Source organism: Pseudomonas sp. 8BK, from assembly GCF_902506475.1.
Classification (GTDB): domain Bacteria; phylum Pseudomonadota; class Gammaproteobacteria; order Pseudomonadales; family Pseudomonadaceae; genus Aquipseudomonas; species Aquipseudomonas anguilliseptica.
Map to the genome: position 1 here is coordinate 1,384,996 of NZ_LR733252.1, position 12,506 is coordinate 1,397,501.

Here is a 12,506-nt window from a genome sequence, read left to right on the forward strand (position 1 = left end):
CGGTGCATCTGTAGGGTGGATGTCGCTCTTTACATCCACCAGCGGTGGCAGCCTTGGTGGATGGATACAGCGCCATCCACCCTACGCATCCGGCGCAGCGGGCAGGCGCAGGGTAAAGATTGCACCCTGCTCAGCATTGGCCGCCTCCAGGCTGCCGCCCAGTTCGCGGACGATGCCGTAGGACACCGCCAAGCCGAGGCCCAATCCGGCTCCCACCGGCTTGGTGGTAAAGAACGGCTCGAACACATGCTCCAGCGCCTCGCTGGCGATACCGCCGCCGCTGTCAGTGATGCTCAGCAGGCACTGTTCGGCCTGGCGCTCGATGCGGATCTGCAACTGCCGCACGGTGCTGTCCGCCATGGCATCCAGGGCGTTGTTCAGCAAATTGAGCAGCACCTGTTCCAGGCGAATGGCATCGCCCAGCACCCGCGCCTCCGGGTCGATCTCGCTGTGCAGCTGCACCTGTTCGCTGCGCAGGCGCGGCGCCAGCAATTGCAGGGCCTGCTCCAGCACATCGCTTAGGCGCAGACGCTCGCTCAGGCCGGCCGGACTTTTGCGGGCAAAGGTTTTCAGGTGGCCGGTGAGCCCGGCAATGCGTTGCAGCAGGCCGTCGATACGCTGCAGCCCTTCGCGCACATCGTCCTGGCGACCGCTATCGAGCAGCAGACGCAGACTACCGAGCTGCATCTGCATGGCGGTCAGCGGCTGGTTGATTTCATGGGCCATGGCCGCCGACATCTGCCCCAGCGCCGCCATCTTCGCCGCGTGCACCAGGCCTTCCTGAGCCTCGCGCAACTCGGCAGTGCGCAGTGCCACCTCAAGCTCCAGGCGCTCACGAATACCGGCCTGCAAGCGCTGAGTCTTGCGCCGCTGGGCCAGGTAGAGCAGCAGAAACGCCAGGGTCATCCACACCCCGGCGGCGGCCAGGCGGTAGCTGCGCACGCTGTCGAGCAGGGTTTTCGGCTCGTGCAGCAGGTGCAGGGTCCAGCCTTCGTCACCCAGAGCCTGGCGCTGCCAGAGGTAATCGCGCGGGCCATCCGGGCCTTGTACTCGGCGCCACTGGCTGTCGCTGTCGATCTGCCGACGCAGGGTGCTGGCCAGCGGCTGCAGCGCCTGCTCGGCGTACTTGCGCACCTCCACCAGCTCGGCGCGGACCTGCTCGCTCAAACTGTCGAGGGCGAGAAAGCGCCAGGCCGGGCGGTTGCTGAGGATCACCACCGAATAGCTGTCGGCCACCAACAGCACGCCGGGCTGGCTGGCCCATTCGCGTTGCAGCTCTTCCAGCTCCAACTTGACCACCAGCACGCCGAGCACCGTGCCGTCGTCATCACGCACCGCGTGGGAGAGGAAATAGCCGGGGATGCCGGTGGTCACCCCCACCGCAAAATAACGCCCGGAGGACTGACGCACAGCATCCTGAAAATATGGGCGAAAGGCGTAGTTGTTGCCGACAAAACTGCTCCAGTCACGCCAGTTGCTGGCCACCAGGGTTTCGCCTTTATCGTTGAGCAGGTACAGCACGTTGGAACCGGCAGCGCTGTTGAGTTGCTCCAGGCGTTCGTTGAGTTTGCTGCGCAGCAGGCTGTCCGTCGGTGCGCGCAGCAGTGACTTGATATCGCTGTCCAGCGCCAGCACTTCGGGCACCGAGCGGAAGCGCTCGACCAGGGTGTGAATTGATTGCGCATACAACTGCAACTGCCCGCGCGCCTCCAGGCTGCGAGTCTGCCAGGCGCGCTGCTCGGCATAACGCCCGGCCAGCCAGATGCTCGCCAGCAGGCCGAGGAGAATCAGCAGGACGATCAGGGCAACGCGGTAACGCAGCAGAAAGGCAGACATGCACGGCTCGCAACAAGGCGGAGCCGGCATGGTAAGGCAAAACGCCTGCCGCGATCAGGCCGGATAGAAGCGCTGCAGCAGGCCGTCCGCCAGCCACTGACGCAACCAGCTTACCGCCTGCACCGGCGCCTGTTCACCCAGGTGCGCCAGCTCGCCGCACAACTCGGCGAAGTTCCAGCCGTGCACGGCCATGCCCTGCAATGCCGCAGCTTCATCGGCCGCCAGGCTGCGGTAGCGGGTAATCAACTGATCACGCCAGACCACACAGGTCTCTGTCGCAACCAGTGGCTGGCTGCCAGGGAAGTCACCCTGCTCCTTGCATGCGCGCCAGAGCGCCAGGCTGTTATGCCGGCACACCAGCCACTGCACACTCGGCAGCAGACGGACCTGCTGGGTCGGCCAGGCTTCGGCCGGCAGTTCGGCCATCTGCATCAGGCTCAGGGGCTGGCCTTCCGGTGCATCAAAGGCCAGGGTAAAGGCCCATTCCAGCCGTGCCAGCTCACTGAGTGGCGCGGCCTGCGCGGGAATCAGGTAGTCGTCGATAAAGTCAGCCAGCTTTGCGCCTAACCAGCGCAGGCTGAAATGCTGCGAGGGGTGCGCATCGAGATAGGCCAGGGCCAGAGCATCGAATTCCTCGTCACCGAGCCAGCCATGTACCGCCGGATAATCACCACGCAAGGCTTCCAGCAGGCGCGCGCGGTAGGCGTTGTGGTAAATCGCCAGGCCCTGTTCGGCACTCAGCGCCGCGCTGCCCAGCAGACTGGCCTGCAGTGCCGGGTTGGGCTGGACATCGGGATTGAGCAGGTAGGCCTGCACCTGCGCCTGCCAGTCACTCAGGCGCATTGCGGTGTGCCTTGCAGCGCTTGGGCGGCAAACCGGCGCGCAGTGTTCAGCTCGTCGAGCAGCACATCCAGATCGGGGAAATGATCATCGCGCTCCAGCAGTGTGGACACCGGGCCGAGGTGCTGCAGGGTGCGTTGATAGAGCTGCCAGACCGGATCACTGACCGGCTGATCATGGGTGTCGATCAGGTAACTGCCGTAATCGCTGTGGCCCGCCAGGTGCAGCTGACGAATACGCTGCTTGGGCAAGCTGCTGATAAATTCCCAGGCATCGAACCCATGGTTGCGTGCGCTGACGTAGACGTTGTTGACGTCCAGCAACAGCTCGCAGCCGCTCAGTTCGCTGAGCGCGGCGAGGAACTGCCATTCGCTGAACTGATCATCGGCGCAGCGCAGGTAACTGGAGACGTTTTCCAGCACCAGCGGCCGCTCGATCACGTCCTGCACCTGGCGCACCCGCGCGGCCACATGCTGCAGGCTCTCCTCGGTGTAGGGCAGCGGCAGCAGGTCATGCAACTGGTGGGCATTACCCTGGCTCCAGCACAGGTGATCGGAGATCCACGCCGGCTGCACGCGCGCGGCGAGGTGTTTGAGCTGGCGCAAGTAGTCGCGATCCAGCTCATGCGGGCCGCCAATCGATAGCGACACACCATGCATCACCAGCGGGTACTGCTCGCCGATGGCATCCAGGAAGTAGAGGGCTTTACCACCCTCTACCAGGTAATTTTCCGAGACGATCTCAAACCAGTCGATCGCCGGCTGCTGCTCGAGAATGGCTTGGTAATAGGTGCTGCGCAGGCCCAGGCCAAAGCCCAGATTGCCGCGTTGAGCATTCATTGCTGGCTCCTTGCAGGGTGATGCGGGGCAACCGCACGCGGCTGCCCCGGCTCACTTACTCGCCGACAGTACCGCCAGCAGCATCGCACTCGGCCTGGGTCATGGCCTTGAAGCCGTGGCCCTTGCAGACAGCCTGACCTTTGCAGCTGTTTTCGGCGGTCTTGCAGTCATTCTGGCCTTTGCAGGACGTGACGCCGTAGCAGTGAACCTTGGCTTCTTCAGCTGCGACGACAGTGCCGGACATGCCGGCGAACATGGCAGCAGCAGCGAAGGCAATGGCGGCACCAGTAGCAGCGGTGGATTTCATGGTCATGTGCGTATCCTCGGGTGATCTGGGTTGGCCGGGCGAAAAGGGGTTTGTGTGCCGGCATTTAACTAGAGCGACGAGACGAACAGGCGTTACAGCCGCGCTGAAAAAAACTTTAGTCGTTCAGCGCCGACGCAGCAAAAGCACGAAAAACACCCCGCCAATCGCCGCCGTGGCGATGCCGATGGGCAGGTCCTGCGGTGCCATCAGGGTGCGCGCGGCGACATCCACCCAGACCAGAAACAGCGCGCCGAGCAGCGCACTCACCGGCAGCAGGCGACGGTGCTCGGCGCCCACCAGAAAGCGCGCGACATGCGGCAGGATCAGTCCGACAAAACCGATGGCACCGCTTAGCGACACCAGCACCCCGGTCAGCAGCGACGCGCAGACAAACACCAGCAGGCGCACCCGGCGCGGTTCCAGGCCCAGGCTGACCGCGCTGTGTTCGCCGGCCATCAGCGCATTCAACGCCCGCGCCAGACCGAGCAACAGCAGCAGGGCCAGCATCAAGCACAGCGCCGGCAACCACAGCAGTTCCCAACGCGCCAGACCAAGGCCGCCGAGCATCCAGAAGATCACCGAACTGGCGGCATGGTGATCGCCGAGAAACAGCAGCAGGTTGCTCGCCGCCATCATCACAAACGACACCGCCACCCCGGCCAGCAGCAGGCGGTCGCTCTCCAGCCGACCACCGCGACTGGCAATCGCCAGCACCAGCAGCATGCTCACCAGTGCACCGACAAAGGCCGCCAGCGGCAGGCTAAGCAGGCCGACAAATTCACCCAGATAGAGCACCACAATCACCGCACCCAGCGCCGCGCCGGAGCTGACCCCGAGCAGATGCGGATCGGCCAGCGGGTTGCGCGTCACCGCCTGCAGCGCCGTGCCGACCAGCGCCAGGCCGGCCCCCACCAGCGCACCGAGCACCACCCGTGGCGCGCGGATCAGCCAGACGATGCTGTCCTGGGCGCGGCTCACCGCCTGCGCCGGCTGCAGGTCAAACAGGCGCTGGCCGAGGATCTCCAGCACGTGCGGCAAGGGCACCGGTGCGGCACCAAAACCCAGGGATGCGGCGCAGGACAAGGCCAACGCCAAGGCCAGCACCAGCAGCAACAGGCGGTAGGCGCGCGGGCTGCGAATCATTGGGCGAACGCCTGCGGGTGCAGCGCGGCGGCCAGGGTTTCGATGGCGGCGGCGTTTTCCAGACTCGGCGTCACCGCCAGGTAGGGCAGCACCACAAAGCGTTGTTCACGGATCGCCGTCAGCCCCTGCAGGGCCGGGTGTTGCAGCAGGAAATCACGCTTCTGCGCCGCGCTGCGCTCGCCGTAATCGACGATCAGAATCACCTCGGAATCGCTGCTGATCACCGCTTCCCAACCGACCCGCACCCAGCTCGCGGCCAGCTCATCCATGACATTGCGCCCGCCAGCGGCCTCGATCAGCGCCTGTGGCATGGCCAGGCGGCCGGCGGTAAACGGGCTTTCCTCGCCGCTGTCGTAGAGAAATACCCGTGGCGCCGGGCCGCTGTCGGCCAGACGTGCGCGTACCGTCGCCACCCGTTGCTGCATGCCCTGCACCAGCGCTTCGGCGCGCGGCTCGACGGCGAAGATGCGGCCGAGGTTGTGCAGGTCGTTGTAGACATCCTCCAGGCTGGCCACCCGACGTGGCATGACGTGGGCGCAGGACTCGCTCAGCTCGTACACCGGGATGCCGAATCGCGCCAGGCTGGCCGGGGTGACTTCACCACCGACGCGCATACCGTAGTTCCAGCCGGCAAAGAAGAAATCCGCTTCGGCATTGAGCAGGTTCTCCAGCGACGGGTGCCGCGCCGCCAGCTCGGGCAAATCGGCCAGCTGCGCCATCAGCTCGGGGTTGGGGGTTTTCCAGGCGCTGATACCACTGTAACCGACCATTCGTGATTTCAGCCCGAGGGCCAGCAGCATGCCGGTCAGGTTGATGTCCTGACTGACGGCGCGCTGCGGCGGTTGCGCGATGCTCAGCTGACGGTCGCAGCTGGTGACCGTGACGGCCAGCGCCGGGGTGGCTGCAAACACCAGTCCCAGCACCAGCAGTAAATATGGGAGGGGCCGGGCGGCGTTTTGCTTCGCCAGCGACCAGCGTTGACCCATCGCGGCTAAAGCCCCTCCCACAACGGCAACACACATTTGTGGGAGGGGCTTTAGCCGCGACTCATAGACGCTATGCCGCTCAAGTTGCTCTAGGGTAGAGCCAGTGTATTCGCCAGTATTCATCAAACTATCCAAGTAATACGCGGGTGCCCCGCGAGAGGATGACGGTCGACCAGCGCCTGCACGCCATACACTTCGGCCAGCAGCGCTTCCGTCAGCACCTCATTCGGGGTACCGCTGGCCACCACGCGGCCGTGGTCGAGCACATACAGGCGGTCGCAGAAGGCCGCTGCCAAATTGAGATCGTGGAAGCTGGCCAGGGTCGCCAGGCCAAGGGTCTTGATCAGCCGCAGCAGCTCCAGCTGGTAGCGTGGGTCGAGGTGATTGGTCGGCTCATCAAGGATCAGCAGCGTCGGTTGCTGCACCAGCGCGCGAGCCAGCAGCACGCGCTGCTTCTCGCCGCCGGAGAGATGGGCGAAGGCCTGGCGCTTGTGCTCAGTCAAACCCACCCGCGCCAGTGCCTCCTCGACCAGGGCAACATCGGCCTGGTCATCACCATCGAACAGGCCCTTGTGCGGCGTGCGCCCCATGGCGGCGACTTCGGCCACGGTGAGGCCGAAGTCCTGGGGAAACTCCTGCAGCACCACTGCCACCCGCTGCGCGCACCAGCGCGGCGAACGGCTCCACAGCGCTTCGCCGTCCAGCTCGACACGGCCCTGATCAGGCCGCTGAAAGCGGTAGGCGCAGCGCAGCAGGCTGGTCTTGCCGCTGCCATTGGGACCGAGCAGACCGACCAGCTGACCATCGCCCACCGCCAGCTCGATGCCGTCGAGCAAGGCCTGCTCGCCGTTGGGCGACCAGGCCAGCTCGCTGATCTGCAAGCGCGGCATCAGAAACGGTAATCGGCAGTGACGAACAACGAACGCGGCGCGCCCAGGTACCACTGCTGGCCATCGCTGCTGCCGGTGGTGGCGTACTGGCGGTCGAACAGGTTGTTCAGCTCCAGGCCCAGGCGCACGTCCGCCTGCACCTGCCAGCCGATATTGGCATCGACCACGGTGTAGCTCGGCAACGTCACAGTGTTCGCCGTGTCGGCGTAGCGCGCATCGACATAACGCGCGCCGATACCGGCCTGCACCTGCTCGCTCAGCGCCTTGCTCAACCACAGGTTGGCGGTGCGCCGTGGCACGTTGGTCGGCCGATTGCCGCTGCGGTCACCACCGGCCTCGCGGAAGTCGTCGTACTCGGCACGCACCAACGCGGCGTTGGCCGACACTTGCCAACCCTGCCCCAGCGCCAGTTCCAGAGTGGCTTCCAGACCATCGGATGACTGCTGGCCGATCTGCTCGGTCGGCGCGGTCGGGGTGGCACGGCTGAGCAGCTTCTCCTTGACGATATGGTAAGCGGCCAGCGTCCATTCGCCCTGGCCATTCCAGAACGCCTGCTTGAGGCCGATCTCGGTCTGCTTGGCCTCGCTCAGGTCGAACTGCTGCTGCGTCGGATTGAGCGTCAGCAGGTTGCTCACGCCCTCGGTGCTGGTGGCGTACTGGCCGTACAGCGACAGCTCGGGCGTAACCTCGAAGACCACCCCGGCGCGCCAGTTATCGCCCGTCAGGCTGCGGTCGGCACTGCTGTCGGTGAGCAGGTTGTCGCGCTGGATATGCACCTGATCGCGGCGCACACCGCTGACCAGCGACAGGCGGTCGGTCAGCTGGGTGCGGTTCTCTGCGAACAGCGAGAACTGCCGCGCCAGGTTGCGCTCGCGCGGGCCATAACCCAGCGGATCGGTGCTCTGATACTGGCCGCCACCGCTGCCGGCAAGCGGCACGCTGTCAGTGAAGCTGCTGGAAAAATCGTGCTGACGGGCGAAGTGGATGCGGTTGTAATCCACGCCCACCACGGTGCGACTATCCAGGCCGAACAGGGCGTGTTCCAGGGTGAAGGTCTGGCGATCGCCGACCTGCTCCTGGGTGTGCTTGATCTCGTAGAAGTCGCTGCGCTTGACCTGATCGCCCGGCTGCCAGCGGTAGGACTCGGCATTGCGCCAGTAGCGCTGGGTCTTGATGTAGTAGAGCTGGTTACTGGCGGTCAGGGCGTCATTGATCCGCCAGTCGCTGACCAGTCGGGTGATCTGGTCGTTGTAGCGAACCTCGGCGTTATCGACGTTGTAATTGCGCTCGCGCAGGCTCTCGCGGTAGTGGCCGGCGACCAGCGGCGTGCCCAGGTAGCGCTGCGGGTCCTGATCGCCCTGATCATGGAACAGGGTAAAGCTCAGCGCATCGCTGGCATCCCAGCGCAGGGCGGCGCTGAGCGCCTGGCTCTGCGACTCGCCGTCATCGACCCAGCCATTGCTGGCCTGCTGATTGAGGTTGAGGCGGTAGCTCAGCGTATCGGTCAGCGAGCCGCCGCTGTCCAGTGCGGCCTGCCGGCGGTCATCGCTGCCGTAGCCGAGGCGCAGCTGGTTGCTGATGGCACCGGCAAAGGGCTTTTTCGGCACCACGTTGATCACCGCGCCAGTCGCGCCTTCACCGTAGAGCACCGAGGCCGGGCCACGCAGCACGTCAACGCGCTCCACCGACCAGGTGTCGACCGGGAAGGTCACGGTGCCGGCCCCGACATACTGGCGGGTGCCGTCGTACAGCTGCATGGTCGCGCTGTGCCCGGTAAAGCCACGCGCCGACAGCGCGGTGCCGCCATTGCCGGGGCTGCCGATGCTGCTGATGCCGGGGGTGCGGGTGACCGCGTCCTGTACGCTGAGGTTGTTGCGCCCGCGCACCTGCGCGCCGCTCAGGCTGCTGGTGCTGGCCGGGGTTTGCAGAGCCGTCAGGCCCAGGCGCGAGCCGCTGCTGGTGGGCGTATGCAGATCGCTTTCGCCCTCCGCAGCAACCTTGGCCTGCACGGTCGTGGCCGGCAGATTGACCGGAGATTCGCCCGCCACAGCCGTACCGGCCAGGAACAGGGCAAGGGAAACAGAGAGTTGAGACAGGGGATAGCGCGCCATGATGCTTCCATCGCAAAGGGAAAAGGCACGGCAATCCCGATGGAAACGCGCAACAGCAAAACACGGGCGCACAGGCACCCACGATCGGCGTCAACGCCCGCCCACCGCGGGTTGCCAAACAGTTGGGGTAGCCGCGGCGTGATCAACGCAGCGGCCAAAATCCCTAAGAACCTGTTTACGATTCCGCGAGCTAGAGCAATGCAAGGCAAAAAGAGGCAAGGAAGCGGAGTGTACTTTTGTACATGAGCATTCCGAGCCTGTTTTTAACGCAGCAGGGCCGACGCGCAGCAGATCGTAGACAGGTTCTAAGAATCAGGCCGGTCTCCGGGCTTACGAGGGTCATGACGTCATCGCCTTCCCATGCAAAAACTGCACAGTGGCATCGTGATGACGTCGCTCGCTTACCGTTGCGGGGGCAGCGTCGGACTGGCCCAAAGGGCGCACCGACTTCCCGTTTAACCTCACGCACGGCGGCGTGAGACACCTGAAACGGCGCGGATATGACCATTCAGGCTGATCCGCGTCAAGTTTTTAGCTGTTACCGAAAGGCTCTACAGTGGTCTTTTCAGCCCTGATCAATGCGCAGCTCAGGCACTGGACGGCCGGCCACCAGGCGCTCATCGACCAGACGGATCAGCTCGGCCTCATCACGCACACGGAACCACTCGCCGGCCGGATAGAGGCTGGCCGTCGGGCCCAGATCACAGGGAAACTGACACTGCGTGCGGGTGATATGCACCCCGCCCTCGCACTCCAGCTTGCCGGCAGCCTTGAGACGCTGACGCAGGGTTTTCCACAGGTCCAGCGCACCGCGCCGGGTGCAGCGCGGGCCGTTGCACAGCAGCAGGCGCTGAGCATGCGGCGGAATCTGCGACCAGGCGTGATGCCCCGGCACGGCGGCCACACCGACACAGGGCAGGTGCAGCTCGGGGCGTTCGATCAGTGCGCAGGCGACCTCCACCGGCAAGCCGTCGGCCTGGCCAATGGCACTGACGACAAACAGCTGCTCAGGATTGGCCTGCCGGCTTAGTTCACTGCGCAGCCAATCGAGGTGCGGGCTGCTGCTCTGCGGCTCCAGATCGATCACCAGCAGCGGCCGCTCGCCCTCGGCCACGCGCTGCCAGAGCGGCGAATAGCCTGCGCTGGTATCGACAATATCGGCCAGCGCCGCTTCCCCGCGAAGCTCAGCCAGACGGCGGCGCAGCAGCTCGGCAAACGAGCCCTCGGCAAGGTCAGGGCCGACAAACAGAATGCGGGCGTAAGGGGAAACGGGCGTGGTCATGGGGGCCTCCAAAACGGGGCGGCAGTCTAACAGGGGATTTTTTGCCTTGGGGGGCAACCGCTCGGCGGCCAACTCGCCCTACAACTGCAGCGCCTCAGCCAGTGCTTCAAGGCTGGCAAACTCGCGCTCGACGCTCGGCAACTCGGGCCGGCGCAGCAGCAATACCGGCAAACCCAACTCCCGCGCCACCTGCAGTTTCGGCTCAGTGGACTGGCTGCCGCTGTTTTTGCTGACCAGCACATCGGTGCCCAGGCGGGCGAATAGCGCGCGCTCCTCGTCCAGCGCGAACGGCCCGCGTGCACCGATAATCTCGGCACGCGGCACAGCCTGCTGCGCCGTCAGGCAGCGCACGGTCCAGTGCTGATGCAGGGGAATCTCATGCAGATGCTCCAGCGGCTCGCGGCCAAGGGTCAACAGCGGACGGCGAAACGGCACCAGCGCTTCGATCAGCCCGGCCCAGTCATCCACCTCGCGCCAGTCATCGCCCTCGCCGGCCTGCCAACCGGGGCGGCGCAGCGCCCAGCAGGCAACCCCGCTGAGCTCGGCGGCGCAGGCGGCATTAGCGCTGATCTGCGCGGCATAGGGGTGAGTCAAATCGAGCAGCAGTTCGACGCCCTGTTCGCGGATAAACGTCGCCAAGCCTTCCGCCCCGCCAAAGCCGCCGACGCGCACCTGACAGGGCAAGTCATCCGGCACTCGGCCCAGCCCGGCCAGGCTGTAGATAGCTTCTGGACTTAAACGGCGCGCCAGACGCAACGCCTCCGTGGTACCGCCGAGCAGCAGGATGCGCGGGCTCACGGCTTGCGCACCGCCAGCAGGGTGATCGGCAAGGCGCTGCGCCAGGTGTCGAAACCGCCCAACGGCTGCGCCTGAGCCACGCTGATGCGGGTCAGCTCGCCGCCCACCTGCTCGCGCCAGGCCACCAGCGCCGCCTCGCTTTGCAGGGTCACGGCATTGGCCACCAGCCGCCCGCCTGGTTTCAGGCTGGCCCAGCACTGCTCCAGCACGCGGGGGATAGTCACCCCGCCGCCGATAAAGATCGCATCGGGCGCAGCCAGTCCGCTCAGTGCTTCGGGCGCACGGCCAGCGACCAGTTGCAGGCCGGGCACGCCGAGGGCATCACGGTTGTGCTGGATATGCGCCTGACGGCCGGCATCGGCCTCGATGGCAAGCGCTCGGCAGCTGGTGTGCGCGCGCATCCACTCGATGCCGATGGAGCCACAGCCGGCGCCGACATCCCAGAGCAGTTCGCCCGGTTGCGGCGCCAGGCGCGCCAGGGTGATGGCGCGCACGTCGTGCTTGGTCAGCTGGCCGTCGTGCCGATAGGCCTCGTCCGGCAAACCCGGAGTCAGCGGCAGCAAGCGCGCATCGGCACCCGCCACGCACTCAACCGCCAGCAGATTAAGATCGGCGGCGAGCGGTAGCGCCCAGTCGCTAGCCAGACCGTCGATGCGTCGCTCCTGATCGCCGCCCAGATGCTCCAGCACGGTCAGCCGGCTGGGGCCAAAACCGCGTTCACGCAGCAGCTCAGCAACGGCCGCCGGGCTGTCGCCGTCATTGCTTAACAGCAGCAACCGCGCGCAGGGGAAAAGCTGCGCTTGCAGCGCCGCCAACGGCCGCGCCACCAGCGACAGCACGGTCACGTCCTGCAACGGCCAGCCCATACGGGCGGCGGCCAGCGACACCGAAGACGGTGCGGAAAACACCCGCAACTCCTCAGCCGGCAGCTGCCGCGCCAGGCTTGCGCCAACCCCGTAGAACAACGGGTCACCGCTGGCCAGCACGCACACCGGCATCCCGCGCCGCGCCAGCACCGGCTCCAGGCTAAAGGGGCTGGGCCAGAGTTCGTGCTGCCCCGCCAGATCGCTGGGCAACAGCGCCAGCTGCCGTGGGCTGCCAACAATCCATTGCGCCTCGCCCAGCGCCCGGCGCGCCGCCTCACCCAGGCCGGCATAGCCGTCTTCACCAATGCCTACCAGGGTTAACCAGGCCGTCATGCGCTTTCCTCAAACCGTCATTAGCGCGTCGCCCGACCAGCTGGCTGTCGTGCCTGCGCGCAAAGCGGGCATAATACAGCCTTCGTCGGTGCCCACCGCCACTGTGCATAGGGCCTAAGAGGGAATCCGGAGCGATCCGCTGATCGTGACCGAGCTGCCCCCGCAACTGTAAACAGCGAGTCTGCCGCAACTGCGCCACTGGGAAACCGGGAAGGCCGCAGCAGATGATGACCTGTCAGCCAGGAGACCTGCCGACGACGCTGGTCGCGAGTGCC

The 12,506-nt window shown here is 65.7% G+C and carries 11 protein-coding genes and 2 riboswitches; all 11 genes read right to left on the reverse strand.

Annotation, left to right across the window (positions count from 1 at the left end):
- Positions 1-81: 81 nt before the first annotated feature.
- Positions 82-1,836 (reverse strand): ATP-binding protein, encoded by a 1,755-nt coding sequence (locus ACIN8IBEIGE_RS06320; RefSeq protein WP_160013903.1) that lies wholly within the window; start codon positions 1,834-1,836, stop codon positions 82-84.
- Between the two features lie 54 nt (positions 1,837-1,890).
- On the reverse strand, positions 1,891-2,679 hold the full coding sequence (locus ACIN8IBEIGE_RS06325; RefSeq protein WP_160013904.1) for a DUF2063 domain-containing protein: 789 nt from the start codon (positions 2,677-2,679) through the stop codon (positions 1,891-1,893).
- Positions 2,670-3,515: a DUF692 domain-containing protein gene (locus tag ACIN8IBEIGE_RS06330; RefSeq protein ID WP_160013905.1), complete on the reverse strand. Its 846-nt coding sequence runs from the start codon at positions 3,513-3,515 to the stop codon at positions 2,670-2,672. The genes ACIN8IBEIGE_RS06325 and ACIN8IBEIGE_RS06330 overlap by 10 nt, the downstream gene beginning before the upstream one ends.
- A 55-nt stretch (positions 3,516-3,570) precedes the next feature.
- The gene (locus tag ACIN8IBEIGE_RS06335) at positions 3,571-3,828 is read right to left on the reverse strand and encodes a hypothetical protein (RefSeq protein WP_160013906.1); all 258 of its coding nucleotides are present in this window, start codon (positions 3,826-3,828) and stop codon (positions 3,571-3,573) included.
- 117 nt (positions 3,829-3,945) lie between these two features.
- Positions 3,946-4,965: an iron ABC transporter permease gene (locus ACIN8IBEIGE_RS06340; RefSeq protein ID WP_160013907.1), complete on the reverse strand. Its 1,020-nt coding sequence runs from the start codon at positions 4,963-4,965 to the stop codon at positions 3,946-3,948.
- Positions 4,962-5,951 (reverse strand): ABC transporter substrate-binding protein, encoded by a 990-nt coding sequence (locus ACIN8IBEIGE_RS06345; RefSeq protein ID WP_160013908.1) that lies wholly within the window; start codon positions 5,949-5,951, stop codon positions 4,962-4,964. Before ACIN8IBEIGE_RS06345 ends, ACIN8IBEIGE_RS06340 begins: the two co-directional genes overlap by 4 nt.
- A 122-nt stretch (positions 5,952-6,073) precedes the next feature.
- The gene (locus ACIN8IBEIGE_RS06350) at positions 6,074-6,841 is read right to left on the reverse strand and encodes an ABC transporter ATP-binding protein (protein WP_160013909.1); all 768 of its coding nucleotides are present in this window, start codon (positions 6,839-6,841) and stop codon (positions 6,074-6,076) included.
- Positions 6,841-8,952: a TonB-dependent siderophore receptor gene (locus tag ACIN8IBEIGE_RS06355; RefSeq protein ID WP_160013910.1), complete on the reverse strand. Its 2,112-nt coding sequence runs from the start codon at positions 8,950-8,952 to the stop codon at positions 6,841-6,843. The genes ACIN8IBEIGE_RS06350 and ACIN8IBEIGE_RS06355 overlap by 1 nt, the downstream gene beginning before the upstream one ends.
- 297 nt (positions 8,953-9,249) lie before the next feature.
- Positions 9,250-9,455, reverse strand: a riboswitch (cobalamin riboswitch).
- A 62-nt stretch (positions 9,456-9,517) separates the two neighbouring features.
- A complete protein-coding gene (locus tag ACIN8IBEIGE_RS06360) occupies positions 9,518-10,234 on the reverse strand; it encodes a ferredoxin (protein ID WP_160013911.1) in 717 nt (238 codons plus the stop codon).
- A 78-nt stretch (positions 10,235-10,312) separates the two neighbouring features.
- Entirely contained in the window at positions 10,313-11,032 is a 720-nt protein-coding gene (locus ACIN8IBEIGE_RS06365) for a cobalt-precorrin-6A reductase (RefSeq protein ID WP_160013912.1), read from the reverse strand.
- Positions 11,029-12,231 carry a precorrin-6y C5,15-methyltransferase (decarboxylating) subunit CbiE gene (gene cbiE / locus ACIN8IBEIGE_RS06370; RefSeq protein ID WP_160013913.1) on the reverse strand — a complete coding sequence of 401 codons (1,203 nt, stop codon included), beginning with the start codon at positions 12,229-12,231 and terminating at the stop codon, positions 11,029-11,031. The genes ACIN8IBEIGE_RS06365 and cbiE overlap by 4 nt, the downstream gene beginning before the upstream one ends.
- A gap of 69 nt (positions 12,232-12,300) precedes the next feature.
- A riboswitch (cobalamin riboswitch) is annotated at positions 12,301-12,502 on the forward strand.
- The last annotated feature ends 4 nt before the right edge of the window (positions 12,503-12,506 follow it).

Bases quoted from the DNA above. Each gene is read 5' to 3' on its own strand.
- ACIN8IBEIGE_RS06325 (WP_160013904.1), bottom strand. From the start codon at position 2,679: ATGCGCCTGAGTGACTGGCAGGCGCAGGTGCAGGCCTACCTGCTCAAT.
- ACIN8IBEIGE_RS06350 (WP_160013909.1), bottom strand. From the start codon at position 6,841: ATGCCGCGCTTGCAGATCAGCGAGCTGGCCTGGTCGCCCAACGGCGAG.
- ACIN8IBEIGE_RS06355 (WP_160013910.1), bottom strand. From the start codon at position 8,952: ATGGCGCGCTATCCCCTGTCTCAACTCTCTGTTTCCCTTGCCCTGTTC.
- ACIN8IBEIGE_RS06320 (WP_160013903.1), bottom strand. From the start codon at position 1,836: ATGTCTGCCTTTCTGCTGCGTTACCGCGTTGCCCTGATCGTCCTGCTG.
- ACIN8IBEIGE_RS06345 (WP_160013908.1), bottom strand. From the start codon at position 5,951: ATGGGTCAACGCTGGTCGCTGGCGAAGCAAAACGCCGCCCGGCCCCTC.
- ACIN8IBEIGE_RS06330 (WP_160013905.1), bottom strand. From the start codon at position 3,515: ATGAATGCTCAACGCGGCAATCTGGGCTTTGGCCTGGGCCTGCGCAGC.
- ACIN8IBEIGE_RS06360 (WP_160013911.1), bottom strand. From the start codon at position 10,234: ATGACCACGCCCGTTTCCCCTTACGCCCGCATTCTGTTTGTCGGCCCT.
- ACIN8IBEIGE_RS06335 (WP_160013906.1), bottom strand. From the start codon at position 3,828: ATGACCATGAAATCCACCGCTGCTACTGGTGCCGCCATTGCCTTCGCT.
- cbiE (WP_160013913.1), bottom strand. From the start codon at position 12,231: ATGACGGCCTGGTTAACCCTGGTAGGCATTGGTGAAGACGGCTATGCC.
- ACIN8IBEIGE_RS06340 (WP_160013907.1), bottom strand. From the start codon at position 4,965: ATGATTCGCAGCCCGCGCGCCTACCGCCTGTTGCTGCTGGTGCTGGCC.